The 26079-nt window shown below is 39.3% G+C and carries 29 protein-coding genes; 3 read left to right on the top strand and 26 right to left on the bottom strand.

Annotated elements, in window-relative coordinates; genetic code table 11:
- Positions 1 to 29: 29 nt before the first annotated feature.
- Complete coding sequence (locus ACTHOQ_RS05575; RefSeq protein ID WP_440494709.1) at positions 30 to 815, top strand: M15 family metallopeptidase; 786 nt, start codon at positions 30 to 32, stop codon at positions 813 to 815.
- Positions 816 to 957: 142 nt separating this feature from the next.
- Here ACTHOQ_RS05575 and ACTHOQ_RS05570 read toward each other — a convergent pair whose 3' ends face one another.
- From ACTHOQ_RS05570 to ACTHOQ_RS05545, 6 genes are all read right to left on the bottom strand, one after another.
- Entirely contained in the window at positions 958 to 2175 is a 1218-nt protein-coding gene (locus tag ACTHOQ_RS05570; RefSeq protein WP_440494708.1) for an MDR family MFS transporter, read from the bottom strand.
- Between the two features lie 521 nt (positions 2176 to 2696).
- Positions 2697 to 3329 carry a LysE family transporter gene (locus tag ACTHOQ_RS05565; RefSeq protein ID WP_440494707.1) on the bottom strand — a complete coding sequence of 211 codons (633 nt, stop codon included), beginning with the start codon at positions 3327 to 3329 and terminating at the stop codon, positions 2697 to 2699.
- A gap of 201 nt (positions 3330 to 3530) precedes the next feature.
- Positions 3531 to 4145 carry an SCO family protein gene (locus ACTHOQ_RS05560; RefSeq protein WP_440494705.1) on the bottom strand — a complete coding sequence of 205 codons (615 nt, stop codon included), beginning with the start codon at positions 4143 to 4145 and terminating at the stop codon, positions 3531 to 3533.
- A 115-nt stretch (positions 4146 to 4260) separates the two neighbouring features.
- Positions 4261 to 4401: a YvrJ family protein gene (locus ACTHOQ_RS05555; RefSeq protein ID WP_440494704.1), complete on the bottom strand. Its 141-nt coding sequence runs from the start codon at positions 4399 to 4401 to the stop codon at positions 4261 to 4263.
- Between the two features lie 93 nt (positions 4402 to 4494).
- A complete protein-coding gene (locus ACTHOQ_RS05550) occupies positions 4495 to 4716 on the bottom strand; it encodes a DUF2922 domain-containing protein (protein ID WP_440494702.1) in 222 nt (73 codons plus the stop codon).
- A gap of 32 nt (positions 4717 to 4748) precedes the next feature.
- Positions 4749 to 4967 carry a DUF1659 domain-containing protein gene (locus tag ACTHOQ_RS05545; protein ID WP_440494701.1) on the bottom strand — a complete coding sequence of 73 codons (219 nt, stop codon included), beginning with the start codon at positions 4965 to 4967 and terminating at the stop codon, positions 4749 to 4751.
- 119 nt (positions 4968 to 5086) lie between these two features.
- Between ACTHOQ_RS05545 and ACTHOQ_RS05540 the strand changes: the two genes are divergently transcribed.
- On the top strand, positions 5087 to 5521 hold the full coding sequence (locus tag ACTHOQ_RS05540; protein WP_440494890.1) for a DUF2621 domain-containing protein: 435 nt from the start codon (positions 5087 to 5089) through the stop codon (positions 5519 to 5521).
- Between the two features lie 75 nt (positions 5522 to 5596).
- Here ACTHOQ_RS05540 and ACTHOQ_RS05535 read toward each other — a convergent pair whose 3' ends face one another.
- The 8 genes from ACTHOQ_RS05535 to ACTHOQ_RS05500 form a co-directional block, all read right to left on the bottom strand.
- The gene (locus tag ACTHOQ_RS05535) at positions 5597 to 6088 is read right to left on the bottom strand and encodes a CcdC family protein (RefSeq protein WP_440494700.1); all 492 of its coding nucleotides are present in this window, start codon (positions 6086 to 6088) and stop codon (positions 5597 to 5599) included.
- Positions 6089 to 6226: 138 nt separating this feature from the next.
- Positions 6227 to 6616 (bottom strand): response regulator, encoded by a 390-nt coding sequence (locus ACTHOQ_RS05530; protein WP_440494698.1) that lies wholly within the window; start codon positions 6614 to 6616, stop codon positions 6227 to 6229.
- A 55-nt stretch (positions 6617 to 6671) separates the two neighbouring features.
- A complete protein-coding gene (locus ACTHOQ_RS05525; RefSeq protein ID WP_440494697.1) occupies positions 6672 to 7382 on the bottom strand; it encodes a cytochrome c biogenesis CcdA family protein in 711 nt (236 codons plus the stop codon).
- 136 nt (positions 7383 to 7518) lie between these two features.
- On the bottom strand, positions 7519 to 7896 hold the full coding sequence (locus tag ACTHOQ_RS05520) for a hypothetical protein (protein WP_440494696.1): 378 nt from the start codon (positions 7894 to 7896) through the stop codon (positions 7519 to 7521).
- Positions 7897 to 8021: 125 nt separating this feature from the next.
- Positions 8022 to 8654 (bottom strand): GIY-YIG nuclease family protein, encoded by a 633-nt coding sequence (locus tag ACTHOQ_RS05515; RefSeq protein WP_440494695.1) that lies wholly within the window; start codon positions 8652 to 8654, stop codon positions 8022 to 8024.
- A 968-nt stretch (positions 8655 to 9622) separates the two neighbouring features.
- Positions 9623 to 10339: a DUF2812 domain-containing protein gene (locus ACTHOQ_RS05510; protein ID WP_440494694.1), complete on the bottom strand. Its 717-nt coding sequence runs from the start codon at positions 10337 to 10339 to the stop codon at positions 9623 to 9625.
- On the bottom strand, positions 10336 to 10653 hold the full coding sequence (locus tag ACTHOQ_RS05505; protein ID WP_440494693.1) for a PadR family transcriptional regulator: 318 nt from the start codon (positions 10651 to 10653) through the stop codon (positions 10336 to 10338). The genes ACTHOQ_RS05510 and ACTHOQ_RS05505 overlap by 4 nt, the downstream gene beginning before the upstream one ends.
- A 601-nt stretch (positions 10654 to 11254) precedes the next feature.
- Complete coding sequence (locus ACTHOQ_RS05500; RefSeq protein ID WP_440494692.1) at positions 11255 to 11698, bottom strand: immunity protein CdiI family protein; 444 nt, start codon at positions 11696 to 11698, stop codon at positions 11255 to 11257.
- A gap of 483 nt (positions 11699 to 12181) precedes the next feature.
- Between ACTHOQ_RS05500 and ACTHOQ_RS05495 the strand changes: the two genes are divergently transcribed.
- Entirely contained in the window at positions 12182 to 12529 is a 348-nt protein-coding gene (locus tag ACTHOQ_RS05495) for a hypothetical protein (protein WP_440494691.1), read from the top strand.
- Between the two features lie 65 nt (positions 12530 to 12594).
- Here the strand turns inward: ACTHOQ_RS05495 and ACTHOQ_RS05490 are convergent, their stop codons facing one another.
- The 12 genes from ACTHOQ_RS05490 to ACTHOQ_RS05430 all read right to left on the bottom strand — a co-directional run bounded on the left by ACTHOQ_RS05490 (position 12595) and on the right by ACTHOQ_RS05430 (position 25990).
- The gene (locus tag ACTHOQ_RS05490) at positions 12595 to 12798 is read right to left on the bottom strand and encodes a hypothetical protein (protein WP_440494690.1); all 204 of its coding nucleotides are present in this window, start codon (positions 12796 to 12798) and stop codon (positions 12595 to 12597) included.
- A 245-nt stretch (positions 12799 to 13043) separates the two neighbouring features.
- On the bottom strand, positions 13044 to 13283 hold the full coding sequence (locus ACTHOQ_RS05480; protein ID WP_440494689.1) for a transposase: 240 nt from the start codon (positions 13281 to 13283) through the stop codon (positions 13044 to 13046).
- A gap of 137 nt (positions 13284 to 13420) precedes the next feature.
- Entirely contained in the window at positions 13421 to 15352 is a 1932-nt protein-coding gene (locus ACTHOQ_RS05475) for a M28 family metallopeptidase (protein WP_440494688.1), read from the bottom strand.
- A gap of 427 nt (positions 15353 to 15779) precedes the next feature.
- A complete protein-coding gene (locus tag ACTHOQ_RS05470) occupies positions 15780 to 15962 on the bottom strand; it encodes a hypothetical protein (RefSeq protein WP_440494687.1) in 183 nt (60 codons plus the stop codon).
- Entirely contained in the window at positions 15963 to 16604 is a 642-nt protein-coding gene (gene cbpA, locus ACTHOQ_RS05465; RefSeq protein WP_440494686.1) for a cyclic di-AMP binding protein CbpA, read from the bottom strand.
- Between the two features lie 115 nt (positions 16605 to 16719).
- The gene (locus tag ACTHOQ_RS05460; protein ID WP_440494685.1) at positions 16720 to 18054 is read right to left on the bottom strand and encodes a dehydrogenase; all 1335 of its coding nucleotides are present in this window, start codon (positions 18052 to 18054) and stop codon (positions 16720 to 16722) included.
- 15 nt (positions 18055 to 18069) lie between these two features.
- On the bottom strand, positions 18070 to 18693 hold the full coding sequence (locus ACTHOQ_RS05455) for a serine protease (protein WP_440494684.1): 624 nt from the start codon (positions 18691 to 18693) through the stop codon (positions 18070 to 18072).
- Positions 18694 to 19068: 375 nt separating this feature from the next.
- Positions 19069 to 20256, bottom strand: coding sequence for an NAD(P)/FAD-dependent oxidoreductase (locus ACTHOQ_RS05450; RefSeq protein ID WP_440494682.1), 1188 nt, complete (start codon positions 20254 to 20256; stop codon positions 19069 to 19071).
- Between the two features lie 123 nt (positions 20257 to 20379).
- Positions 20380 to 20805, bottom strand: a complete 426-nt coding sequence (locus ACTHOQ_RS05445) for a DUF1641 domain-containing protein (RefSeq protein ID WP_440494681.1) — start codon at positions 20803 to 20805, stop codon at positions 20380 to 20382.
- A gap of 641 nt (positions 20806 to 21446) precedes the next feature.
- Positions 21447 to 22346 (bottom strand): EamA family transporter RarD, encoded by a 900-nt coding sequence (rarD, locus tag ACTHOQ_RS05440; protein WP_440494680.1) that lies wholly within the window; start codon positions 22344 to 22346, stop codon positions 21447 to 21449.
- 124 nt (positions 22347 to 22470) lie between these two features.
- Positions 22471 to 24237, bottom strand: coding sequence for an ABC transporter ATP-binding protein (locus ACTHOQ_RS05435; RefSeq protein WP_440494678.1), 1767 nt, complete (start codon positions 24235 to 24237; stop codon positions 22471 to 22473).
- Complete coding sequence (locus tag ACTHOQ_RS05430; RefSeq protein WP_440494677.1) at positions 24227 to 25990, bottom strand: ABC transporter ATP-binding protein; 1764 nt, start codon at positions 25988 to 25990, stop codon at positions 24227 to 24229. Before ACTHOQ_RS05430 ends, ACTHOQ_RS05435 begins: the two co-directional genes overlap by 11 nt.
- Between the last annotated feature and the right edge of the window lie 89 nt (positions 25991 to 26079).

Raw genomic sequence — 26079 nt, 5'->3', positions numbered from 1 at the left:
GGAACTAGGAGAAAAAGGAGAGAGTTTTAATGAAAAAGATAATATTTTCGTTTATCATTGTAATCGTTGTTTATCTGTGCTTTTTTAAGGAATCCCCAACACTCGAGCAGGAAATTTCACTTATTGATGAATCGGTTTACAGCGGGGATCTAATTTTAATTAATAAAGAAACTAAGCTGCAGCAGGATCCAACGAACTTATCGGTTATCCCTGAAAACATCGCAAAAAACGTAGTGGTCGATTCTGATTACTTACTGCAAATAAATGTCATGAAACCTTTGCAGGAAATGTTTGAGGCTGCCGCCAAAGACGGGGTTCGGCATTTTAAAATCAACAGCACTTACAGAAGCGGAAAGGCACAGCAGCAGCTATATGAGGAAAATGGTGCCAGCTATGCACTTCCATCGGGATATAGCGAGCATCAGAGCGGGCTTTCTTTGGATATCGGCTCGACGCAAGGTACAATGGATAAAGTTATTGAAGGTGATTGGCTGGCAGAAAATGCGGCAAAATTCGGTTTCATTCTACGCTATCCCGAAAACAAAGTAGATGTTACAGGCATTGCTTTTGAGCCTTGGCATTTTCGCTATGTAGGACTGCCGCACAGCATCATCATCGATAAAAAAGATTTGGCGTTGGAGGAGTATATTAGTTTCCTGAAAAATAAAAAAGAGCATGTGGCGAAAATTGCAGGTGTAACGTATTTTCTTCAGTACGAGCATGGTAAGGAGATCGCTAAAATTCCGGACACCGAAAATTTCACTGTTTCAGGCGATAATACCGACGGATACATCATTACATCGATTATCGAATAGCCGGAATTTAAACTATAGTCTTTAATCGCCGCTTTATCGGCATCATAAAGAGCCTGCCCAAGCATTATGCTGGGCAGGCTGAATTTTTGAATAATTGCCTACTGATTTGTCTTTAAATAAAACTTCCAATACTCTTTAAAAGCTAATTGGCGCTTCTCGGCATGTTATACAGTTTTATATAAAGAATCAGACTTGCGAGTGCGCACAGCAGGATAAAACTGAAAACTATGAATGGCTCAAAAAACTGTGCCAGTAAAATCGTACACGGCGCCAAAAAACGGCCAATCGTAAATTGCATATTCGAAGCAGCCATATATTGGCCTCTCGCATGTTGCGGCGCATATTCACTCACAAAATTATAGAGTACAGGCGCTCTTACAATTTCCCCGAATGTAAAGATGATTGTCAGCACAAATAATAGCCAAATATTTGCGGTAAAAACGACAGCGAACATACCAAACCCCGACAGCAGGCAGCTTAAAATAAAAACATGCATGTCCTGCCATGATTTCAGCCATTTCGTGACAGGCAAAATAAATAAAACGAATAAAATGCCATTTACCCCTAACAAATAACCTAAAATCTGTTCGCTCGAAAGCTCATAATTCAAAAATGCGAACAATTTCTGGCTTGGCACTGCTTCGTAAATATAAATGGCAAGATATAAATCCAGCTGCATAATCGCAATGACCGAAAATATTCCCGCGCCTAAATAATAGGCAAACTTTTTATCGTTCAGTATGGCTGTATAGCTCATAAATTCTTGTTTAATAGAAGCTGCTTCTTTTGCAGAAGCTGTCGGCAATGTTTCTTTAAAACGTCTAAAAATTAATATGAAGTAAACGATCAAAACAATGGCACAGCATGACAGCAATTCCTCCCGGTAATCAAAGAACAGCCAAGCACCCACTACAGGCCCCACAACCGCCCCAATGTTGCCACCCGTCAAAAATGTCGCGAATACTGCCTTTCTCTCCTCATGAGGAACCGTATCCGCAACCATCGCATCACTTGCTGGTTTATACAAGCCTTTTCCAATCGTGATTCCTAAAAAAGCCGCATAATCCAGCCAAATGAATTGTGAGCCCGCAAATAGCATGAACATTATGATTTGTATGCCTGTGCCCCAAAGCATCACCTTTCTGCGTCCATATTTATCCGCAAAAGCCCCTCCCGCCAATCCGGCAATTAAGCTAATAATTGGCGGGAGCGTCATTAGTATACCTGTCCAGCCTAAACCTAAAGTTCCGCTAAAATATATTGCGATGAACGGGAAGTACATCCAGTAGAAAATATTAAAAACAGTCTCCGCTGCAAGCCTTATTCTCAAATTACGATTCCATACAAATTTTTTGCCCATAAAAAACTCCATTTTATTATTTCGGCCGATGGATTTATTTTAGATGTAAAATAATTGAAAATATAGACTTTTATTTAAATTTCAGCTATACTAATAATATGAAAAGCGAATAGTGCAGACTTCTATTTGAAGAGCACTATAAACAGAACGTATATTCCCTTCAATCCTTACGATATTTATAGCCGGATAGAAAGCAAATGATGCCATTTGTTTCTCTGCCCGGTTTTTTTACCGCAAGCCCAATACAGCAGTCAATCACAATAATCTGAAGGCGGATTTACCATCCAGCTTACCGCCACCGTAAATGTCATTTCCCACGAAACATCCCGAAAGAGTAATTTTCCGTGAATCCTGAATGTGATTTAAATGCACGCCAACAATCCCGAACAATTGCTACACCTTCAAATATGTTGGAAGCCGCTAAACAATTCGGCTGCAAATTTCCCCTGTTTGATTGGCCCGTAAATAAAAACGGATTTAAAAAGCGCCCTTAAATATTTCATTTAAGGACGCTGCTAGTATTATATTAGATTTTTCGCATCAACATAAAATTCATAGAGAAAATAGCAGCCAAAGCCAAATAACAACAGACCTGCGATAATCGATGTCCATTTGATCATTTTTCGGTTCATCACTTTCCTTGATAAAGAGACAATCGTTAACAGCCCGATATCATGCAGCAAAATGCCCGATAAAATTCCTAAAGCTACAATTAAAAATTGATTGGCACCATTTCCTGAATAGGAATCTGCCAAAACTGCGCCAAACACGGAAATCCAAAATACTAAATTCCCTGGTGATACAGCTACTAAAAGGCCATTTCGGTAAGTCGAGAAAAATGATTTATTCACTTTTTCCCCCGCCAATGTGATATCCTTGTCCGCATTTTTTATCGAGTCATATGCAAGCATAAATAAAAAGGCCGCACCGATAATCCAAAGAGGCATCTGGATATACGATAAAGACAAAAATTTCGCCACGCCAAAATACAGCGCCAATATTAACGCGACATCTATCGTCATTCCGCCAAGCCCAACTGCCCAGCCATGCATAAATCCGTTTTTCAGGCCTTGTTTCGTCATTTCGACTGTAATGGCACCGACTGGCATCGCAATGGCCAAGCCGACCATCACATACGCAAAATACAAACTCATGTAAACACTTCTTCCAAAGGGGATTCCTTCATACGTCCGTTTATAAATATAATTATAATTGAATATTTATGTACATTCAACGAAAAATTAGTCTTGCTGTAATATTTCGGGTACATTGGCGGAATATTTTATTTCGTGTGAATTTAGATTTCTTCATATAAAAACCCGCTAAAAGCATTGCACTTTTCAGCGGGTTTATCATTAATTTTTTAACCGTTCCTTTATTAAAGCTTCCATATCACTAACAATCGTATCAAAAGGCACTTCATCGCCGATACCGCCATTGCCGGAATAGTTTTTCACGGCAACTCCCTTTTCATCGACTAGGAAAAATGTATCGGCATGGATCACCTGATCATCTCCTTCAATAGCCTGTACTGGGGTTTTAAACGAATTTCTTGCAAATTGCTCAATGAATTTCTGGTTATAGCCTGTCAGCATATACCATTTCGACTCATTTGATGGATTAAAGCGATTTAAATATTCTGTCAGGCGTTCAGGTGTATCATAGGTCGGATCAACGGAAAATGCGACAATTTTATATTGTTCAAGTCCCTCCTCCTCAAGCTTGTCCTGAATGAGCTTCATGTTTTGCGTCATTGGCGGGCAAATGGACGTACAGTTTGTGAAAATGAACATCGCCAGCCACGGTTCCCCTTTCAAGCTTTCCAGCGTTACTTCCTCGTTGCGCTGGTCGGTCACCGTAAAATCGCCAATTTCAAAGTTTGTCGTCGGTTTGAATTGATAATTGCTGCAAGCTGAAAGCACTGTTGCTATTATGAGTACAAATGCCAATACTAAGTTTTTCTTTTTCATTTCTCTCTCTCCACTCTTCCAAACATTATCTTCATCTTATCGAATGTTGTGTACATTCTCAATACAAACAGTTCGAAAGGTTCTGTGTCAAAATTGTGAAAGGGTGATTCACAACTCATATGCGTTCATTCGGATTATGAAGTACAACGAGTGCACTATGAATCGCTTCTAGCTTTGTTTCGATGCGATATAACAAATAGAATGAAATAAAGATCGGAAACGTCACTTCCTGAATGATTGCAATCCACTGGTCCATCAAAATCCCTCCTTTGTTTTTTCTTATGGAGGCTATCCGCTCCATTCCACTATGAAAAAGCCGGCAAAGCATTACACTTCACCGGCTTTACTTTTAGTTCATCAATTCAAAATCCGTCACATGACGCTCGACAATTCTCGCTGATTTTTTCGCGTTGAATAGAAAACCATCCTTCGAGAAAGCGGTCTGGTCGATAATTGTTTGCATCGCCGCATTTATTTCCGCTTCAGTCAAATTCGGTTTCGGATCACTAATATTGATCGTCATCGTGTTGCCGGCAGTATTCGCAAATGTCAATTGCAGTACTTGTGCCATCATCTCACCTCCATTCCATTCGTTTTACCCGATTAAGCCGTTACGCTTTCTTTTTGGGTTTTTACAGATTCAATATAACTGTAATCCGTCAACCCGACGATGGCCAATGCGACTGTGTGAAGCTGCTGTGCAGTCACATTATTTGCCAAATTGCGGTACGTAGCGCTTTTAATGATTGGCTCATTGTATTCGTCTACACCCGTTTGAAAAAACACTGACAATGATGCAGATAAAAATCCGAATTCGTTCATGTTCCTCACCTCCTTGCCCTATATATGTCACGATTTATCGAAAAAAGGGACAAGGACGATGAAATATTTTACAAAACCTTATATAATAGACAATATTGAGTAAAATTGAGGTGAACATTGTGGACTTGGAAGGCTGGTTTTTATGGTTTATACTATTTTGGGTTGTAGTGTTGATTTCGCTTATGGGGATTGGCGGCTTTTTTATGTTCCGCAAATTTTTGAAGGCGCTGCCGAAACAGGACGGGAAATCCGATTTGGATTGGCAGAATATTTACTTGGATAAAACGGTCCATTTATGGGGAGACGACGAAAAAGCTTTACTTGCAGAGCTTGTCAGTCCTGTTCCAGAGCTGTTCCGCCAAGTAGCGAAAGAAAAGATAGCCGGCAAAATCGGAGAAATAGCACTTGAGGAACATGCGACGAAAATCAATCTGGATTTAATTATCCGCGGATATATTATCGCCTCGCCAAAGCGCGACCATAAATTTCTGCGCAAAAAACTGAAGGAAATGGAAATTGACACGACGAATTACGACCATTTGTTTGAGGTTTAATGGGCAAATATGTCAGTTGCTTAAACGCAGAAAAAGCTGCCCTGAAAAGTGGAAAACTTTCAGCGGCAGCCTTTTTTATGCAACAATTTGAGATTTTTCAAGCCTTTTGTACTTGATGAGCATGCCGATGCGCCACGGCAAAATCATCGAGAATGCCAGAATAAAGAACATTCCTGCAAGCTCTCCGACGTCAAAGCTTTCTGCAAATATTAATTTCAAAATAACCCGTAAAATAAGTAATCCCACTAATATAAAAGGAAACGCCTTTGATTGCTTCATGTAAATCGCGCCATCTCTTACTTCAAATTTCGATGTAAGTATTAGTACGAGCGAAAATAGCAGGCCAATTACCGCCGCTTCCACTATTTGAATCGGAGCCACACGAAATTCCTCAAAAATAAACATCAATGCCCCTGTTGACATTGCAAATGGCGGGATGAGTATTTTTTTTGTCGATACTGGCTTTTTTTGCGCACGGAGCCGTATGACCATCACGAACGAACCCATTATTACGGCCATAATCGTCGAACCAATTAATAAATAGTGAGAAGGTATACTGTCAAACATCATATTCCTCCTCTTATGTTGACTTATTTTATGATCAATTGCCTCACGATGTCATTGTATGTACCTTATTGATCTGCAGGAGTTTGACGCGTTTTGGACACCGTAAAAAGGCGGCCGGCTGGAATTCTCCCGCTATCTTCAAGTTGGGAATTTGCTGCTGAAAGAAGTCAAATTGAGTACATTGAATGCTACCTCTTTCAGCTGTTCCGGCTGAAAAGGTTTCGTAATAAAATCTTTCGCACCGCTCTCAATTGCCGCTTTGATTTTATTTTGCTGCCCCAGTGCCGTAATCATAATAATTTTTGCATCTGCATGTTTTTCAATAATTCGTTTCACAGCCTCAATACCTGTCATGACAGGCATTGTTATGTCCATCGTCACTAAGTCCGGCTGCAGCTGATCATAAAGCGCAACTGCTTCTTTGCCGTTCGAAGCTTCACCTACAACGTCAAAGCCAAATTCTTTTAGCATATTGCCAATTGCTGCACGCATAAACAGCGCATCATCTACAATTAAAACGGTCGGCATTTATCGATCACATCACTTTCCCTAGTATAGCACGGTATGAGTATGCATGGAACTATTAGAAACCTTTAAACCCGCCGAAAATTGGCAAGAAGATTGTAATGATATATGTCAATCCATCAAAGAACAATAGGATACCGACAGCGATCATAATATAACCGCCCACTTTAATGATTTTTTGGCTATGTGTGCGTATCCAGTTCATTCGCGTAATGAAGAACGACAATGTAAAGAATGGAATCGCAAACCCTAAATAATAGGCGATCATATACCAAATAGCCGAGTCTGGATTTGTCCCGCCAAGTGTAATAATGGCCATTAATATCGGCCCTGTGCATGGTGTCCAGCCAGCAGCGAACGCCAAACCAATCAGCATAGATCCGAAATATCCTGATGGGCGGTTTTTAAACTGGAATTTCCGGTCCTTCATCAAAAAGTCTATTTGCAGTAAGCCAACGATCATCAGCCCGAATGCGACAATTAAAATCGCCCCAATTTGACGCAATAAATCTTGGTATTGGAAGAAAAACTCTTTCGCTAAAGATGTCCCGAATCCGATGGCAATAAATATAAGAGAAAATCCGAGCAGGAAAAATAATGTATGTAAAATGGCGCGTTTTTGCATCATTCCACGTTCGGTTTTCAGCTCATCCAGCGTCATGCCCGTAATGTATGACAAAAACGCCGGATAAAGCGGTAAGGTGCACGGCGAGATAAAACTCAAAAAACCAGCACCGAACGCTAAGAAGATATTTAAATCTGTATTCATGCTGCATTCAATCTCCTTCACATTGATGCCTCAATCGTACCAAATTTTCCAATACATTACTCACTTTTTTAATGTGAATTTTTTTTGACGGCGATGTGAGATATATGTGAAGCAAAGAAAGCCAATAAAAACCCCGTTAAAGGACCATATCAATAATGAACAGACTTGAGAAAATGACCGACGAAAATAGGACTACCGTCAAAAATGTAATGGACTGGAATTTTAAAAACCATCGCCAGACACTTTCTTCGGGATAACTCTTTTTCCATCGAAGCGCCGCCTTAAAATTAATAAACCAGCAATGCATTGTGACGATAAATGACGGAACGGTATATAGGGCGATTAATATTAGCAATTGCTGGAACGCTGTTGTTGAGTAATTGCCGTAATTAATCATGAAGTATGGAAGCACAAACCAAAATACCGACGTAAACACTAATACGACCGCCACCAAAAAATGGAGCCACAAATATTCGCTATGGACTTGCCTGTAATATTTCAATGCTGCCTGCATGACAATCACCTACCCTTTTTTCACTTACTATTCCCAATAATATAAGTAAATGAAACAAGAATAACGACAATAATCCATCGGTTCATAAATTTCATACGTGCAAACGGAGGCGGAGGCAAATTTAGTTAAAACATTGTCGTCAATTCATATATATCCCTGTTCGAGCGCAAATTCCATTCCGGCTCGAAACGTTTAATAATCGCATTTTTCAGGCTGTTCATATCTTTTTCATGCTCCATCGGATAAATGGCGAAATGCACATCGTTCGCCGGCAGCATTTGCGTAATTTTAGCATTGACGTGGCAATGTGTCGCCGTGCCGTCACGGAAGCACCCTTTTGCATAAATATTGCCGATATGCTGGTTAAAGCGCTCTTTAAACGATCTTGCGCACACACCGCAAAACTTCATTTCATTGTTCGCGATAATAGTGTAAACGCCTTTCTGTTTTAATAAATGCTCATCCCCTTTGACGATAAACCGCGAATATGCGAGGTCTCCATAATTATTCAGAAACTGTTTATAAAAGATGTTCCCCTCATCCTTTAATTTTTTTAAAGCTTTCCCTGCCGGTAAATCCTTCATATGTACAGCATGCTTTTCCACATAGCTTTTTAAATGCTCATATTTTTTTTGCGCCGCAAGCTCATGCAATGTTTTCTTGTCAAAGCTTTCAAATAAATCCGCGATCCCCTGTTCTATTACAATTAACTCGACTTTCGTGAAGTCAATTCTTTCACCATTAATTTTAATGAACATTAATCTTCCCCCTTTAAAAATTCCCCTTTCTCATTTAATTTCGCTACAAATCGCCAAAATCCTCTAAATTTAACTGTATTAGTACAACGTTACGGATTTTAAATGGCGAGTCGTATTTTCCTGAAGTTTTTTAACCGATTTATATGATGCCCATTCGTTTTTCTTTAGGATATTTTTCGGGAATTAATCATAAATATCTTTATAAGGACGGACGGTTGAACATTGGCAGTGTAGCAATCACGATCCCATAAACGGTAAGGCTGAACAGTTTGCTAATTATACTTGTAATGCCAGCAAAGGTTGCGCTGCAAATTTTTTTTTGTGGGCTTACAAGCATCCGGTGGAATAAAATAAAAACAGACAATCAAGGAAGAGACGTTTATATGGCTGCTGTCCGGTTAGTAGTTATATATTGAATCTTTATAAAATGGGGTGGCTATTTGGATTTTCTTTCTTTTGTAACATTTGGGGTAGCTGTAGTGTATTTTATCGTCTGGTTAAAAAAGAGAAAACAGCATCGGGAAAATGACATAGGCTATAAGGTTTTTTTTACAATTGTCTTGTTCCTCCTAATAACACCTCAAATATTTCTATTATTAGGTAATTTAGTGGATTAGTGGCTCAGCAAGGCTAAAAAGGATTGAGGACAAGTCCAACAATGAATTTTTTGAAGGTTCAAGGGATCGGTCGGCTTTAGGAGCTGTTGGAGCGGAAGTTAAAGTTCATCTTAAAGGTAATCAATGGGAGGCGAAAGAAGTGCAGGTGATCCGGATTAGCTAATGATGATTGTGCAGACAGTCCATTATCCCCAGTGTAAAACGATTTTCATGTTATTAGATTTTGCAGAAAAGAAAGAGCCTTACTGCATGCATTGCGGCAAGGCTCTTTGAGTTCGTTGGTTCTGTTTGGAAAAAGGCAGCTGGAAGCCCAATCACCTTATGTGAAAATTTGATTATCCGAATCGTATACTAAATATTATTTGCCCCCATTTTATGATAAAGAGACATGATAACCCAAATAAAACCGGGAAGTGCAATTGCTCCAATGATTATTGATGCCAGCATATGCAATGCATCGCCATCGACTAATAACAATATGAAAACAGCTATGAAGAAGAGCAGGATCGGTATAGTTTTCGCAAATTTTACCAGTCCCCCTTTTTCCTCCGCTTTCCATTTATTGCTGTATATTGCGGTTACAGTCCACGCTGCCGGTACCGCAATCACCGTTAATATGACAGCTATCACCTGCAGCAAAGCTTGTAAAACATCGGTGCTAACCATTGCCCCTATCCATGCGATTACTGTTAGCAGCACAAGCGGAATTGCGACATATTTCGTAGAACGCGCAGAGTTTTCATACTTTTCAACCGATGTATCACGGTCGCTGTAAATCGGATTTGTGTCAGGGTATGCCCTGAATAAATGAATATTTCCTTCTGAAGCAATATGCGACCATCCGAAAGATGAAAAAAAGCCAAAGTATTCTTCTTCTTCATCCTCATTTAATGAACGATAATCCACACTGTAAATATACTCTGAGCGTTCCCCTTTTTTAAGCGTATAACCCATAAACTTGAAATCGCTGACATGCCACCCCTTCAAAGAAAATCGGCGTAATTTTTCCATATCCTTTTCCTCGGAAAATGCTAATCCGCCTGACATAATATACTTTGTCTGTTTCATTCTTCGCCCTCCTTCAACCCTGTTTCCGCTAATTGGATCATCCGTTTTCTTATCTTCACATCTTCTGCTATTACTGCCCTGCCCTTCTCGGTAAGCAAATATGTCTTCCGCCTTGAATCCGACCCGTCATATAAATATATCCACTCAAGCTTTAACAACTTTTTTATTATCGTGTACATTGAAGCTGGACCTATCGCAACCGCCCCATCTGTCGTTTCCTCAATCAAATTCATAATTGCGTATCCATGCCTTGGCTTCGTTAAGGCTGCCATAATATAAAACATGGAATCTGTTAATTGCTCAGCTTTCTTCAACAAAACACCACCTATATTCAATTATGATATATCATAAAGTGATACATCCTTAAAAAGAATATATCATTATATGATATATCAGTCCAGCGTTATACCGTAATCTGATATATCATTATTTGATACTTATCCATTATGCTCCGACAGCAATATATACAAGGCTTTATTGAAAGTGCTAATGGAATGTCGCTCACGATAGCCCCTCACCCGTTCTTGCAACCTGAAGATATGAAAATAAAAAAATACCTGCAATTGAAACAATTTTTTCAAAATGTCCCCGCTGCAGGCCTCAAATTACGTTATAACCTATTTAAATCTGACCATTTTATAAATCAAAGTAAACGGTCACTGGATCACCCGATAAATCCATTGTGAATCCTTTGTCTGTGTTTAATTTGACTTGGTATAAAATGTTTTGAAGCAAAATATTTTGCCGCAAAAACTGGTCGAAGCTTTTTATCCAAGAGATTGCCCCATCACTGGCAACAATGCTAATTGAAATATATTGATTAATCGGTAAATCCCACTTTTTCCTTGTATCTTATTGAAGTTTACGTTCTTCAGTGCAGGTATTTGTGAATTGGATTTTTAAACAATATAAAGTTTACAGGGCATTCTTTATGATTCTTCGCGAAAATATGGCAGGTGCGAAGACGACATCATATTGATCCTCCAGTGTGAGCTTCACCCTCCCCGCCAAAACAACACCGCGCATATTATGCTGCTCTTCCATTAATGCGCCGCCTTTTACAATTCCGTCATTTTCCCAATCAATCCATTGCCCGTAATCGGCAATCCAGGCTTGAAGTTCTTTTTTGAGTTCTGGAGGCAACGGAAAATCATTCATATCCAAATTGGCGAAGCATCGGCCGCACCATAGCGGATCTGCACTTATATCCGCTTCTACTTTTACTTGTTTAATCTTCTGACAACGACAAAGCCGCATATAATCACTCCCTTTACCTTTTATGTATAATAACTTTTTTTCGGCTTTCCGAATCGAACTATTGAACGATATTTGACGCTGAAATTCGTCATAGTCCAGCAAACCGACATCCTCTTATCGTACCGTCCATTTACAACCCGTGCAAGAGATTAGTTGGGCGCAATAATTCAGCCTAACACATTAGCCTTATAGCAAAAAGAGCATAAAAAAAAAGATGCTATTGACGGAATTAATTTTGGAGCCATTCCCTAGTTAAGTTGCAAACCAAAACACTATCACTATACTTCTTAATATCCGAGATGCTGTCAACCTGCTTATTCATAAAGTTTCATTTAATATATTTATTATTTTAGGAATTGTAATTACTTCACCCGGTATTTATGTTAATTTTATTGTAATGAATATGAAAATAAGGAAATCAGAAATTGAGGTGTCAGGAAGATGAAGTCAGCAAAAAATCAAAAGAGCAAAACGAATATCGCTTATTATGTTTTCACTGGATTGGCAATCGTGTTATTGCTTCTTAATTATTTTCTTTTTGAATAATCAGCGCTCAGCTGAAATTTCATTGGAAGTTGGTGAATCATGAAGAAGAAACTTGTAAAATTTTTAGTTTTCATGTTTATTCTGTTGTTTGCCGGTATTCTCTTTTTCCTGCTATCTGTATCATTCTACGAAAAATCTGAGGAATTAAGTAATTTTCCTCTTCCGAAGAGTGCTCAGTTAGTATATAAAACCGATAACGTTAGAGGGTATAATTGGGAAAAAGCATCATTCGAAAATGGAATTCCTGTTAGCTACAAACTCATCATCCACTTAAACAATTGGAGAAAAACAGAACAGGAAGGCAGTGTGACAACATATACGAATGGAAAATATATCATTCATTTATTATGTGATAGAGACTATATCGAAATAATTAAAGAATTATAAAAGCTCGTTCGCTGAAATCGTTAACTGCGCCTCCAGTTTCTTTTCATACGTCGTTAGATTTGCTTCTATTTCCCCTTGCTCAGTGAGCTAGGCAGCGTGTTCTTCCTTTGATTTACGCCCCGTTTTTTTGGTGGTGCAGCTTCTTTTTTCTCAGAAGGCTTTGATGCATCACGAGACTCAAAATGTGTAGCATCAAAACCAAGATGTTCATCACAAAGAAACCCTTCAATAAAGACTGTTTGAATGAGTTCATCTTGCATCGTATCCATTACATCTGGCTCACTAATCACGCGAATCATCCGTGAATAGGACGCTTCCGATGACAATTGAATCTGAAACGGGAAAACCGCAATCCAGACGAAATAGAGGATCGTTGACTAAACGTTTGACTAAATGGAATGCGTTACCCTGTAGCCCTTCCCAGAGAAAACGTGTAACGATACTATGGTGCGGCATTTTATGAAAGGGGGAAATCCCTAAAAACCAGCGATGGGTAGTATTGGATTGAATTTGTTTACAGATGAACCGAACATAAGCCTTCCAGTCCCTGAATCACCAGAATTTTAATGAGAAAAAGAGGGTCAACAGTAGGACGCCCTGTTTTTGTAGGAGAATAATAAGGTAAAAGTTTTTGGTAAATCCACTGCCAATCGATGAGTTTGTCCAGTTGAATTAACGGGTGTCCTGACTCGTACATAAATCGATAAAATTGGTGATTTTTTCCGGTTTCTTGACGCGAGTGCATAAAAAACATAAAAATCCCTCCAATTCATAAAAATGATGATTTGGAGAGAATTTATCCGAATTTCTACAAAATATCTATTGATATCTGAGTTTATCAACAGAATGAAAAGCCAATTCTCCCTCGGGATTGGCTTTTCATACTTAAAGTTATTTTAAACCCATTTGTTTTGTCCAATTTTCTAAATCAAAAGAATGAATAGTTTGTAAGGCTTCTTCTACCTCGCCAGACGTCCATAAAAGGAACCTATCACCATTGTTCTCTTGCTTTACTTTACTTATTGAATAATAGTAAGTTTTATTATCCCACTGTCTTGAAGTACTAATAATTAAATGCGGCTCATAATCGGAGACAATATATTCATGGTCTTGATATGGAACCACCTTATTTTTTGCATCATTTCCGATTTGCGTATTACCAATTGAAATATCATACCCTTCGGAATTGGAATCTAAATAAATTAATTTTAACGAGCTTAGATCCTCAACGGCGAAGTGGCCTATTTCATAGACTTTATCCGTTTCTAATGAATCAAAATTATCTGGTGCAAGAAAAACACTGATATACCCCTTATTGAAAGAATATTCATTTAGTTTGTCAGGGATAGTTAGCCAATTTAATTTAGCTGTTGCAGAAGAAACCGATGTAAATTCTAATTCATCATTAAATGCAACAATTGAATTAACAACTTCAGTTTCCGTTTCTTTAAAACTCATTCGTTTGTATTGCCCGAATTCTAAATTACGCTCTTCTTCATTTGCTAATTCTACAAGTTCTTTTGATATCTTCAATTCTTCCTCGGTTAGCTCGGAATGTTCATGGATTAATTCTAAATCGATTCCTTCTTTTTCTACAATATAATTAAATAAACCTGTTACAATTTCATGGAGTTTATTAGTATCAATAACGTCTTTCTTGTCTTTAAGCGTATGGATCAAATCCAATTCATTTTGGCCAATTGTAACTGCAGGATAGTTCTTTTTAGAAAATGACATATGGTCGCTTGTGATAGACGGATTCTCATCAATAATATTGAATTGATGATCCTTCAAATAACTGATTAAACGTTCACGTAAAGCTTGTCCATTTTCTGTATTTACTAGCATATATTCTTCAATATCTTTTATACCTATGGAGTCGATATTGATATTTGAAATATTTTTGTAACTTTGAGCAATATTTTCAATAAATGCCTCACTACCTTGCATACCTGACTCTTCACCATTAAAAGCAACAAAAATAATATCTGATTGAAAATCTTTTGATAAACTATGTTGTTTTAAATTAAAAGCGAGTTGGATTAATGATGCAACACCTGATGCATTATCAATTGCACCGTCTATACTGCTATCCCCGATTGAACCTACTGAATCAAAATGAGCAGAGATAATTAAGGCATCCCTATGATCTCCATGGCCTGTTCCGGTGATTTTCCCGACTATATTATGAGCTTCAATCACTTCATTAGTTAATTCCATATTCATTTCAATTTGTTGGATATCCTCTATATCCGTTACTAAACGTTCATAGATTTTTTCTTGTATTTGAAAGATGGGAATCCCATTTAAGTTAGTTGGCAAGTGCTTGTAAAAATCGGGTTTTGATATGAGTACGCCTTTTATATAGGGGTTATTTAATGGAAATCCGTCCGTTGTTATAAATATACAATCATCTTTTATAAGTTCTTCTTGTTGGTCACAAATAGGTAACCGACTCTGTAATGATTTTACAGATTTTTGCTCTAAAAAGTCTATTCCGTATTCCAATTTCATTTCCTTATTTTCATAATGAATCGACAACTCAACTTTTTGCTTCTCCGGATTATAGTAAGTATGAGCATAAGAATGTAAATAAGACTCATTAAAAATCGTTTCGAGTTTCGCCATAGCAAACTGCTCTTTAATATAATCCACTGCTTTTTCATTGCCTTTAGTACCGGTCAAACGGCCGTTCATGTCTTCATTTGTTAAATGATTAACTATCGTTAAATAAGGATTATTTTCAGTTTTTTCCGGTTCCGAACAACCCGATATAAACAGAATTGAGAAAATAAATAGGTATATGATTTTGTAAAGTTTCATTGCAACCTCCTGAAAATTAATATATTTATATCTATAACATATTTTACTTATATTTACATTTAATATTTTATACTCTCAATTGTAACTGTGGAGGACTATTTTTATTTGAAATATTCTTATATGAATAAAAATTTATAAACACAACATTATGGGATAGGCAATATCTTTTAACAGGGATTCATTTTCTCAGATACAATTTCAAGTATAGAAGCAAGTGGAATTATCATTTAAGTTGATGTAATTGGGGGATAGACAACCTTCTGCTTAACATTTAAAAAAATAGATCTAATGCAACCCTTATGCAACAATGGGGTGCGTTTATGAAGTAACACATGTAGAAAATAATCAAATTTTCTTAAAAACTGAACTTAAAAATGCTAAGGAGAATTCATTTTGATCAATCTTTTTTCAAAATAGATTCTTCTTATTAATCGTAAAATAAGGATTTACGAGGTGTTTCTTCCGTTAGGGGATTATGCACAAACAACGAGGAGCCGCATTCGCCATGAAACTTTTTGACGAAAGGCTGCGGTGCCATTAAATAAGCCCATTGCGAAATCTCCCTCAACAAAAAACGACCCGCCCAAAATGAACGAATCGTCTCAAACATTTAAAAATTCTCTTTATCAAACACTTCCAAATCGATGATACGCGCGCCTTGTTTTAAAATGGATTGCTCCAGCTCGTCCACTGTCGATTGCTTTGCTCCTTTTGTTAATGTGATGACAACACGGCGCAAATACGTTGTGTCATCGTCCAGCGAGAACACACAATGCAGCGGCCAAACTTTTTTCACGGCCGTCAGCACTTTAATTAAAATCCCGTCGGTGTCCGGCAATGCAATCGTGACCGCACAGCTGCCTGTACGATAGCCCCATGCCTCTTCCAGCAGCTCGAAAACTTTCGAATGCGGCATTATGCCCGAAAAGTTGCCTTTCGTATCAACAACCGCCAAATACGGTAATTGCTTAATCGAATGGAACACTTCAAAAAATGAGCTGTTCTCATGAATAAATGCATCCGGTTCTTCTGCCAACGTTTTTACCGGCGCTTTCATGTCCCCTTCTTTCAATTTATATTCGAGCACTTCCACTTTGTAAATATTCCCGACGAATTTTTCGCCTGCTTCATCCAATACAGGGATGCATCTGTAGCCATTGTCGTTTAATTGACCGAGCACGTCGGAAATCAAATCGGTTTCTTTAACATAGCTTACATCTTTCTTTTTTACATATCTTTGTTTAACTAACATTCGGTTGCCTCCTTTGATGTACTCCCTATATTTTAATATTAGTTGTCCGAATACGGAAGTTATTTTTAGAATTTTTTGTATAATGAATCAATTTAAGTAATACAGAATGCAACCGCTATTTATAAAGCTCGTAATAAATATATGCATAGGCCATATCGAGGCATTTTTCATAGCTGTGCAACCCATTTTCCTTATTGTTGACCGCCGCAAAATAAATGGCTTCCAATACACTGTCATTTTTCGGATAATGTTCGCGGATTTTATGGAAAACCTTCGCGCATAATGTATCGGTAAACTGCTCCTGCAATCGGATAATATAGCCGATCGTCGAGTTATCAATTCGCGTGCTCGCAATGATGAACTCTTTCATTTCCAGCATCATTTTGTCATTGATCAAATAAATGATATCATTCAATGCGTCTTTTCCGTTAGCCCTCACTTTGCAATCGACAAGCACAAGCGTATAGCCGTCATTTGCAATATCGCTTAACAGGCACTCTCCGTCAAGCTTGAACCGGGGCAATGGGGCGGTAAAATATTCATCCCCTTCATGTTCTTTATCGTTGAAAGTTTTAATGTATTTTTCAATATATCGCTTATCCGTTTCCAATCTGCGTTGAAAACGGGCTTGATATTGCTCCATTTTGCGCGAGAGGCTTTCCTCGTTCAGCATTTTGTATGATTTTGTAATTAAGTTATAGCATACTTGCACCAAGTCTTTATTAAAATTCATTTCCATGCAAATAACGAGCACTTCATGCAAAATTTCAATCGCCAATTCATATTCGCCTTTTTGGAAATGGATTTTCCCGCGCAATACACGCACTTGCAGATCGACACGGGAATCCTTTTTGAATTCGTAATCGGTAAAATATTTACTAAATATATTTTCCGCATACTGCACTTTGTCCAGCTTGAGCGAGATTTCGATATGCGCTATAAAACGGACGATAAGATATTGTTCATCGTTCGCTGTGCCAAGCTTCAGAAAAATGGCCGGAATTTTGCTAATATCCCAAAACACATCATCCGGCAGTTTGTCGATTTGCGATGCGTTGTAATTATTCATCGCGAGTGACAGCAATGAATAATTTTCATATTGAAGTGCATAGTTGCTCGCGATTCGGTAATACTTTTTCGCCTGCTCGAGATTGATGTTAAAATAATGGCAATGACCGATAACTAAATAGAGGACGGCCAGGCATTCTTTTAAATTTTGTTTAAAATACCATTCTTGTTCAACCAGAAATTGCAGCACTTTCATATTACTGTTTGATAAAATAAATGGTTCACTATCAAAACGGATAAAATCATTGATCGTTTCTATATTGCCTTCATGCACACAGCATCCGAACATCCTTTTAAATGCTTCATATTGCGCTTCAAGCGATATGAAGCTTTGTGAACGATAATGCTCGAGCTGATGAATTGTCTTTAGATGCTCCCCCATAGAGATGTATACCTCCTACTCTATTTTGCAAAACGGCTTAAAAAGCTCTCTTTCTATAATTGTGATTTCATCGATAAGGCGAACGACTTTCAATTTCCGTTGATCGAATAGTTTGTCATTTTGCCAGATATATTGGCGCAAACTTTTTAAAATGGCCGTCTCGATTTGGACAAGTTTTTTCGGATAATGCTCATAGGCAGAAAAGCGGTCATTGAACAATTGCTTTGAGCTGCTTTCAAATTTCATGTATAAACTATACTGCTCCTTCGGCAATGTCCGGAGCGCTTCGAGCAAGCTGTCCAAAAACAGGTTGACCGTCAGGACGGATGCCATCAATGCATTTGTATACGAGCCTATCGTGGATTTTTTCAATCGTTTAAATTTCTGGCTGATGATGACTTCATTCAGCATAAAATTGCGCAATAAGAAGATTAATGCATGCTCGGAATTGATGACGGGCACTTCCTCAAAATAAAAGTAAGCCCAAATATCGCTCACACTTAAATTGGCGAATGATAATCCATGAAAATCATGGCGAATTAAATGGAAAAAGTAATCATAATGCTCTAGCTTGGAAAACTGGTGCTGCTGCTGCTCTGTTAAAAGAAATAATGAATTGGATGAGTCAAAATATTTCATAATGATACCTCTTCAATAACATTTTCTTCTATTATAGTATTTATTTGATATAATTTCCTCGTTTTTTTATAGAAAAACACATTTTGCAAAAAATAACGTAAAATATTGTCTTTTATAATGTGGAGGCCGTGGGAAAAATTGCTTTTTCATATCTACTAAACAACAAAACGCTAAAGCATATAAAGATTTCCCCCTTCTGTAAATAGTTTAAAGAACCTTCTAATTTGTCTCATCATCAAGTTATGCCGATTTTTTTGCGGACCGCATAGCTGCATTAAAGGCACACCGTAAACGACCCGCCTTTTTCACCCATGCCTTAACAAAATAAAAGGACATGCCTGAAAGTAATGAAACTTTAAGGCATGTCCCTCTCTATTAATACGCTAAACCGAATAGCGCTTTAATATGTGTCATATAACGAATGTTTGATGCTTCTTTCATTAATGTTGCCGGTAGACCAACAAGCTGCGTATTGTTTGCGCCGATTGTTGCGATTCCGTCTTTGCGCCCTAAAGAGCCTAAAGTGCCTGAGTTTGTGAATTTGAATTCTTTTAAATCAGAGCCTTTAATTTGTGCGAAGATGTTATAGCCTGCAACTTCTCCCTGCTGCCATGCAACTTGTGCAGTCGGTGCATATGTCGGGCGGTCACCTGGGTTTGGAATATGCGCAGATGCATCGCCAATTACAAATACGTCCGGATGAGATGTTGATTGCAGGAAGTCATTGATTGTTGCTTTGCCGCGGTCTGCCGCTAAACCAGATTCCGCAACTAATGGAAGTGGTGCTACCCCGCCTGTCCATACGAGCGTGTTTGCAACGATCGGTTCACGGTCTTTTAATTGGATGACATTGCCTTCAACACCAGTTACAGGAGTTGAAGTAATAAATTCAACGCCGCGTTTTGTCAATGATTGTGTTGCACGCTCGATTAAGTTATCAGGGAATACCGGTAAAATTTTCGGACCTGCTTCCACTAATTTAATTTTTAAGTCTTCGAATTTAACGCCGTATTTTTCCGCCACTTTCGGGAAGTGGTCCACGATTTCCCCAACAAGCTCAACACCTGTCAAACCGCCGCCGCCGATTACGATTGTCGCATCAGCCTCGTCTTTTGTTGCCGCATATGCTTTAATGCGGGCTTCAATGTGCTCGCGGATATGGTTTGCTTCGTCAACCGATTTCAGCACCATTGAGTTTTCCTCCAATCCTGGAATACCGAAGAATCCAGTTTGGCTGCCTAAAGCGACTACTAATGTATCATATTGTAAAGTTTTGCCGTTTGAAAGCTCCACTTTTTTGTTTTCCACGTTGAAGCTGTTCACTTTTGCGATTTCCAGGTTAATCTCCTGACCTTTGAAAATTTTCTCAAGCGGTAAAGAAACAGCACCCTCTGCAATAGTTCCGCCAGCTAAACGGTGCAATTCTGTAATGATTTGGTGTGTCGGGAATTGGTTTACGACTGTAATGCTCGCTTCTTCAGTAGTTAAAAATTTACGAGCTGTTTGAGCAGCAAGCACTCCAGCAAAACCAGCACCTAAAATAACGATTTCTTTAGTTACCATGTATAACATCCTCCAATAAAATTAGATTGTGCAAATTATTCAGTGGAATTGAAAGTCTCGGTTTCGATGACATCCACATAAGAAAAACAGTATTTCGCTCTTTGTTTGGCGAAGTATGTTTTCCTATTTTTCTTTACGCTCAGCTGCTACTTGCAAAAAGGCATTGGCAAAACGTAATGCGCCTTGTACTTGAGGGTCTTTCAGCATTTTCAATAAGCCAAACACACCTACTGTTTCATTGCTTACTTCAGCACGGTCCTTCGCTTCCATTGCAGTTTGGGCAATCGATTTAGCTGTGCCTACTACCGGGCTCGCCATTTCTGTAACTGCTGCTACTGTATCATTTTTCAGCGTTTCGTCTGTTGCAATATTTGTCGCGAACTCATACGCTTTTGTTAATAAAGTCGTCATTTCAGCCAATTTTGGCAGGTTGTCAACAAGCGTTGTTAATGAAGCTTGTACCTCTGGCTTTAATAGTTGGTCTAATACGTCTAATTGTTCTTGTGTAACAGACACTTTTTCTACCTGTTGATTATTCATTTCTGACATAATAACTCTCCTTTGCCAACACTTAATATTTTTTCAAATGAAAAGTTCATACCCATTTGTAAAAACTTTCACATACCATTCATTAAGCAACGATAGCACAAAGAAAGCGTTGTTACAATTAGAAAAACGAAATAAAAGCAGCAAAACTTAATTTATTAAATATTCAGTAATCTTGCTTTTTTCAAATGTTTTTCCATTCGTAAATTTTAGAGTGGAGCGAATTGGAATTTTGCGCAATCGTGCTAACAATTTTATTTTAAACAGTTGATGAAACTTTTCAATGTAATTAATAAGAAGAAACTCTATAATCCAATCTGTATTTCTGCAAGGATTTCTTTTTTAGATTATTCCTTTATAAATGCATAAAAACGCTGTTTTAACCTTTGCACATGCAGGCTTGCGGAATTTTTAAGAGCCGCTTGCGTTAACATTATGGCGGTATACAAGTTTTAGATGATCGCCCTTTACAAACGCTAATGCGCACTCCAGAGCTGCAAGCAGCCGCCTATATTAAGAAGCGTTCAAATCTTTGGAGGGCTCCGTTCAATAGTTTTTCTTAAAAACAAGCAAATTTATACTCCAAGCAGAAACTTTAATTTTCAAAAAAACACCTTGCAGCATACACTGCAAGGCATCTCGGTCTAGATTGCTTGGCGCTTTCTTGCTTCGATAAGCTTTGAGAGCGAGAAGATGAGCACGGCAAGCCATATACAGCCGAATGTTACGAATTCGGTCGTTGTAAACGGCTCTTTATAAACAAAAATCCCGATTAGTAAGCTCATTGTCGGTGATAAAAACTGGATAAAGCCCATTAAATATAGCGGGATCTTTTGGGCGCCTTTCGCAAATAGCACGAGCGGAAAAGCGGTTACGATCCCGCTGCCGATCAAGAATAAATTCGTTTTCCAATCGACTTGCATAAAAGCGATATCCGATGTTTGCATTAAATAAGCATAGCCGATCAGCGCAATCGGTAAAATAAAAAGCGTCTCGATGGCTAATCCGCGTGTGGCATCAAGCGGGATTTTCTTTTTGATCACCCCGTAAAATGCAAACGATAAAGCAAGCGTCAATGATACCCATGGGATCGTTCCGCCTAAAATCGCCTGATAGCCAACACCGATCGCCGCAATGATGACCGCGATGGCTGTAGCCTGGGAGATTTTCTCTTTAAAAAAGATAAGGCCAAACAATACCGAAATAAGAGGATTAATATAATAGCCTAAACTCGCCTGCAGCAGATGATCATTGTTTACCGCCCATATGTAGATTCCCCAATTGAGCGAAATAATGAATGATGCGATAAAAAGCAGCCAAAACTGCTTTTGATTTGCCCATAATTTTTTAATATCCGCGGTCATTTCCTTATGCTGCCTAATGATCAAAATAAAAAGCAATGTGAAGGCGAATGACCAAATGACGCGCCCCATTAAAATTTCCACACTGCCGACATGCTGTACTTGCTTCCAATAAAGCGGGATCAATCCCCACATTAAATAGGCGCCTGCAGCAAACAGGACGCCCTTTTGTTGTTCTGACATTGTTGCACCTTCTATTGTTATCGATATTTCCTTAATTATAGTAGTCGAAATTTGAGAAGTAAATGTCGAATTGAAAGATTATGTTACAGCCGGGCTTTCCAGTCATAGAAAACAGACTCTATCATTATTCTACAATTCCATTTTGCAGCAAGAACATCTTTTCATATAAACCTTTTTGCGCGATCAGCTCCTGGTGGGTGCCGCGCTCGATGATTTCCCCCTTATGCAGCACTAAAATCTGCTCTGCATCCTGGATCGTCGAAAGTCTGTGCGCAATCGCGATTGTAGTGCGGCCTTTCCGCATTTTCTCCAAAGACTGCTGAATGCCGACTTCTGTCTCTGTATCAATCGCTGCGGTCGCTTCATCCAACACTAAAATTTTCGGATTTGTCGCTATCGTGCGTGCAAATGCGATCAATTGGCGCTGCCCGCTCGAGAATGTCGAGCCACGCTCCGTCACGCGGCTTTCATAGCCATCCGGCAGCGATTCAATGAAGTCGTTTGCCTGTACAAATTCGGCTGCTTCCTTCACCTTTTGCAAGCTTAGCTTTTCACTGTACAATCGAATATTCGAATCAATCGTACCGTAAAATAAAAACGGATCTTGCAAAACGAGGCCCATTTTCTCGCGTAGCTCCTGCTGCCTGAAATCTTTGATCGATTGCCCATCGACTAAAATATCCCCGCGCTCAAACTCATAAAAACGCATCAATAAATTGATGATCGAGCTTTTCCCGCTGCCTGTATGCCCTACAAGCGCCACTGTTTCACCAGGATTCACCGTAAACGATATATTTTTTAATACATCTTGCTTCCCGTCATAGCTGAACGAAACATCTTTGAACTCAATACGGCCTTCCTTTACAGTGACAGGCTTGTTTTGCTGTGCCGGCTCAAGCTCCTCATTGTCCATTAAAGCAAACACGCGGGAAGCTGCCACAATCGCTTGCTGGAACAGTGCCAGACGCTCCATCACTTGATTGATCGGATCAAAGAAGCGGTTCATATATGTAATGAACGCATACACAACCCCGACTTCCACCGCTGTTTCAAACGATGTCCACCCGAAATAGAACAGTAAAATGACAATCGCCGTAAAGTACACTAAATCAATGATCGGGCGCAGGAGCAGACTGTTCATCTTCGTATTGGCCATCATTGATTGGAAGTGCTCTTCATTCACTTTGTCGAACTCGTCATTGAAGCGCTGTTCTTGGCGGAATGCCTGCACTATGCTCATCCCCGACAATGTTTCGGATAGCTTTGCATTCAGTTCACTCAGCTTTTCGCGCATGCGCATATACACGACAGAACTCATTTTGCGGTAAAGCCAAATAATATAAATAATGACCGGCAGCAAAAGCAGCATAAATAATGCGAGCTTTGCATTCAGGAAAAACATCGCGATATACACGCCGACAATTAAAAAGGCGGCCTGGACAAAACTGATCAATACCGAGACGAACATATCCTTGATCGCTTCCGTGTCATTCGTCGCTCTCGAAACGATCGACCCTGCCGGCACCTGATCAAAATAGCGCATGCCAAGCCTGTGGATTTTCGAGAACACATCAATCCGAAGCTGCTGAATAACTTTCAAAGCGAGCTCCTGGAATTTAATGTTTTGATAATACGTAATGACGACATTCAATATTTGGATTGCAAAATAGCCGGTCGCCAAAATCAATATAGGCTGCAAATTGAAATTGCCGATCATTAAATGGTCGTCGATGTACACTTTAATTAAATAAGGTCCGATAATATCCCCGATTACAGTTAATACAAGCAGAAAAAGCGCGACAGCCAACAGCTTTTTATGCGGCTTTAAATATGCGAAAAGCCGCTTAAGGACGATCCGCTGTTCTTTGCTTGAAATTGTATCATTGGCCATGTCCATCGCCCCCTTGCTCAACTAGTTGCTCCAGCTGCTGTAACTGGTACATTTCATAGTAGCTTCCCTGCAATGCCATCAGCTGTTCATGTGTCCCCTTTTCGATGATCGAGCCTTCTTCCACGACGATAATGACATGCGCCTGTTGTATCGCGCTTAATCGGTGTGACGTAATGATCGTCGTCGAATCTTTGCGTTCTTCCTTCAATGCATGCAAAATCGCTTCCTCTGTCCGCGCATCCACAGCCGATAGCGAATCATCCAAAATAAGCAGCTCAGGCTTCATCAGCAGCGCCCTCGCAATGGAAATTCGCTGCTTCTGCCCGCCGGAAAGCGATACGCCCCGTTCACCAACAAGCGTTTTATAGCCATCTGTAAAGCTCATAATATCGTCATCAATGTTGGCAAGCTTTGCGGCTGCCCGCACTTCCTCTATGCCTGCACTTGGATTGGCAAATGCGATATTCGAAAATAGTGTGGCCGAAAACAAAAAGTGGTCCTGTGGCACATAGCCGATTGCTTCACGCAAACAGCCCTTTTTATAGTCGTTAATATTGTATTCGCCAAATCGGATAGTACCTTCATAGCCTTCGAATTCGCGAAGCAACAGCTTTAATATCGCCGTTTTTCCTGCACCCGTTTTCCCGACAATGCCCAATGTTTCGCCTTGTTTCAATTCAAAATGGACATCGCGCAATGTAGGGTCTGCATCCCCGGGGAATGTAAAGGATCTGATGCCAAATACAATATCCCCTGAAGGACTTTTCGCAATCGCATCATGCTTATCGTCAATTTCGATCGGTGTATTCAAAATCCTTTCAATACGGTCATATGAAACACTGCCGCGCTCCACAATATTAAACAGCATCCCAATCGCAAGCATCGGCCAAACGAGAATGCTCAAATATGTCGTGAACGTCACTAAATCCCCGACCGTTATTGCACCGTCCATAATGAATTTCGTCCCAAACCCTAAACTTAGCATGAAGCTCAGGCCAACGACAAAGCTGATCGTCGGGTCAAATAATGAATCCACTTTCGCAACACGCATATTTTTTTCCACGACTTCATCAGAAAGTTTTGTAAAATCAGCGACATCCTCGCCCTGCTGGCCAAATGTTTTCAATACTTTCATACCGCTGATGCTTTCCTGTGTTTTATCGTTCAAATCCGAAAACGCGGCTTGGGCATGGCGGAAACGCTCGTGCAGCAATTTACCGTAATAGCTCGTCGACAAAGCGACTAGCGGCATCGGAATGAGCGCAATCAATGTCAGTCGCCAATCAATCGTGACCGCCATCGCCAAAATGACGAACCCCCCTGTCGTAACCGAGTCGAACAATGTTAAAACCCCGCCGCCTGCTGTTTGTTGGACCGCGCTAATATCATTTGTCGCATGTGCCATTAAATCGCCGACACGATGCTTTTGATAAAATGACGGGGACATTTGCGTAAAATGACGATGCAATTTTTCGCGCATTATACGGGCCAAATAGTTGGACGAGCCAAAAATCATTTGTCGCCAATAATACCGCAGTACATACATCGACAGCGCCACGGCGACAATGATTGCCAACCATTTAAACAGCCCGGCCTTCGTCAATGTTTGGTCACCGATCTCATCAATCGTATAGCCGATGATTTTCGGTGGCACAAGCTGTAAAATGGCGACAAGTATGAGCATCAGCAGTCCGACACTGTACTGAAATTTCCGCTCTTTAAAAAACCAGCTTAATTTAAGAAACACCTTCATTTTTTCACCCTCTTTTTTACTCAAGTTCCACCATTTTAACAAAAATTTTAATTTTCCGATATATTAAACAGCTATTTTTTTCGGAATCC

Source organism: Solibacillus silvestris (assembly GCF_051967575.1).
Classification (GTDB): domain Bacteria; phylum Bacillota; class Bacilli; order Bacillales_A; family Planococcaceae; genus Solibacillus; species Solibacillus silvestris_B.
Note: the sequence above shows the minus strand (reverse complement) of the source record. Positions and strands in the feature narration are given on the sequence as shown.

Excerpts from the sequence above, each read along its gene's own strand:
- ACTHOQ_RS05515 (WP_440494695.1), bottom strand. The coding sequence starts at position 8,654 with ATGTTCATTAAAATTAATGGTGAAAGAATTGACTTCACGAAAGTCGAG.
- ACTHOQ_RS05435 (WP_440494678.1), bottom strand. The coding sequence starts at position 24,237 with ATGGCCAATGATACAATTTCAAGCAAAGAACAGCGGATCGTCCTTAAG.
- ACTHOQ_RS05570 (WP_440494708.1), bottom strand. The coding sequence starts at position 2,175 with ATGGGCAAAAAATTTGTATGGAATCGTAATTTGAGAATAAGGCTTGCA.
- ACTHOQ_RS05490 (WP_440494690.1), bottom strand. The coding sequence starts at position 12,798 with ATGGATACGATGCAAGATGAACTCATTCAAACAGTCTTTATTGAAGGG.
- ACTHOQ_RS05470 (WP_440494687.1), bottom strand. The coding sequence starts at position 15,962 with ATGTTTGAGACGATTCGTTCATTTTGGGCGGGTCGTTTTTTGTTGAGG.
- ACTHOQ_RS05560 (WP_440494705.1), bottom strand. The coding sequence starts at position 4,145 with ATGAAAAAGAAAAACTTAGTATTGGCATTTGTACTCATAATAGCAACA.
- ACTHOQ_RS05510 (WP_440494694.1), bottom strand. The coding sequence starts at position 10,339 with ATGAAACAGACAAAGTATATTATGTCAGGCGGATTAGCATTTTCCGAG.
- ACTHOQ_RS05520 (WP_440494696.1), bottom strand. The coding sequence starts at position 7,896 with ATGCAGGCAGCATTGAAATATTACAGGCAAGTCCATAGCGAATATTTG.
- ACTHOQ_RS05565 (WP_440494707.1), bottom strand. The coding sequence starts at position 3,329 with ATGAGTTTGTATTTTGCGTATGTGATGGTCGGCTTGGCCATTGCGATG.
- ACTHOQ_RS05550 (WP_440494702.1), bottom strand. The coding sequence starts at position 4,716 with ATGGCACAAGTACTGCAATTGACATTTGCGAATACTGCCGGCAACACG.
- ACTHOQ_RS05460 (WP_440494685.1), bottom strand. The coding sequence starts at position 18,054 with ATGGGGGAGCATCTAAAGACAATTCATCAGCTCGAGCATTATCGTTCA.
- ACTHOQ_RS05475 (WP_440494688.1), bottom strand. The coding sequence starts at position 15,352 with ATGAAACTTTACAAAATCATATACCTATTTATTTTCTCAATTCTGTTT.
- ACTHOQ_RS05530 (WP_440494698.1), bottom strand. The coding sequence starts at position 6,616 with ATGCCGACCGTTTTAATTGTAGATGATGCGCTGTTTATGCGTGCAGCA.
- ACTHOQ_RS05575 (WP_440494709.1), top strand. The coding sequence starts at position 30 with ATGAAAAAGATAATATTTTCGTTTATCATTGTAATCGTTGTTTATCTG.
- ACTHOQ_RS05495 (WP_440494691.1), top strand. The coding sequence starts at position 12,182 with ATGAAGAAGAAACTTGTAAAATTTTTAGTTTTCATGTTTATTCTGTTG.
- rarD (WP_440494680.1), bottom strand. The coding sequence starts at position 22,346 with ATGTCAGAACAACAAAAGGGCGTCCTGTTTGCTGCAGGCGCCTATTTA.
- ACTHOQ_RS05455 (WP_440494684.1), bottom strand. The coding sequence starts at position 18,693 with ATGAAATATTTTGACTCATCCAATTCATTATTTCTTTTAACAGAGCAG.
- ACTHOQ_RS05535 (WP_440494700.1), bottom strand. The coding sequence starts at position 6,088 with ATGTTTGACAGTATACCTTCTCACTATTTATTAATTGGTTCGACGATT.
- ACTHOQ_RS05430 (WP_440494677.1), bottom strand. The coding sequence starts at position 25,990 with ATGAAGGTGTTTCTTAAATTAAGCTGGTTTTTTAAAGAGCGGAAATTT.
- cbpA (WP_440494686.1), bottom strand. The coding sequence starts at position 16,604 with ATGTTAGTTAAACAAAGATATGTAAAAAAGAAAGATGTAAGCTATGTT.
- ACTHOQ_RS05555 (WP_440494704.1), bottom strand. The coding sequence starts at position 4,401 with ATGGACCAGTGGATTGCAATCATTCAGGAAGTGACGTTTCCGATCTTT.
- ACTHOQ_RS05445 (WP_440494681.1), bottom strand. The coding sequence starts at position 20,805 with ATGTCAGAAATGAATAATCAACAGGTAGAAAAAGTGTCTGTTACACAA.
- ACTHOQ_RS05525 (WP_440494697.1), bottom strand. The coding sequence starts at position 7,382 with ATGAATACAGATTTAAATATCTTCTTAGCGTTCGGTGCTGGTTTTTTG.
- ACTHOQ_RS05480 (WP_440494689.1), bottom strand. The coding sequence starts at position 13,283 with ATGTTTTTTATGCACTCGCGTCAAGAAACCGGAAAAAATCACCAATTT.
- ACTHOQ_RS05450 (WP_440494682.1), bottom strand. The coding sequence starts at position 20,256 with ATGGTAACTAAAGAAATCGTTATTTTAGGTGCTGGTTTTGCTGGAGTG.
- ACTHOQ_RS05545 (WP_440494701.1), bottom strand. The coding sequence starts at position 4,967 with ATGAACGAATTCGGATTTTTATCTGCATCATTGTCAGTGTTTTTTCAA.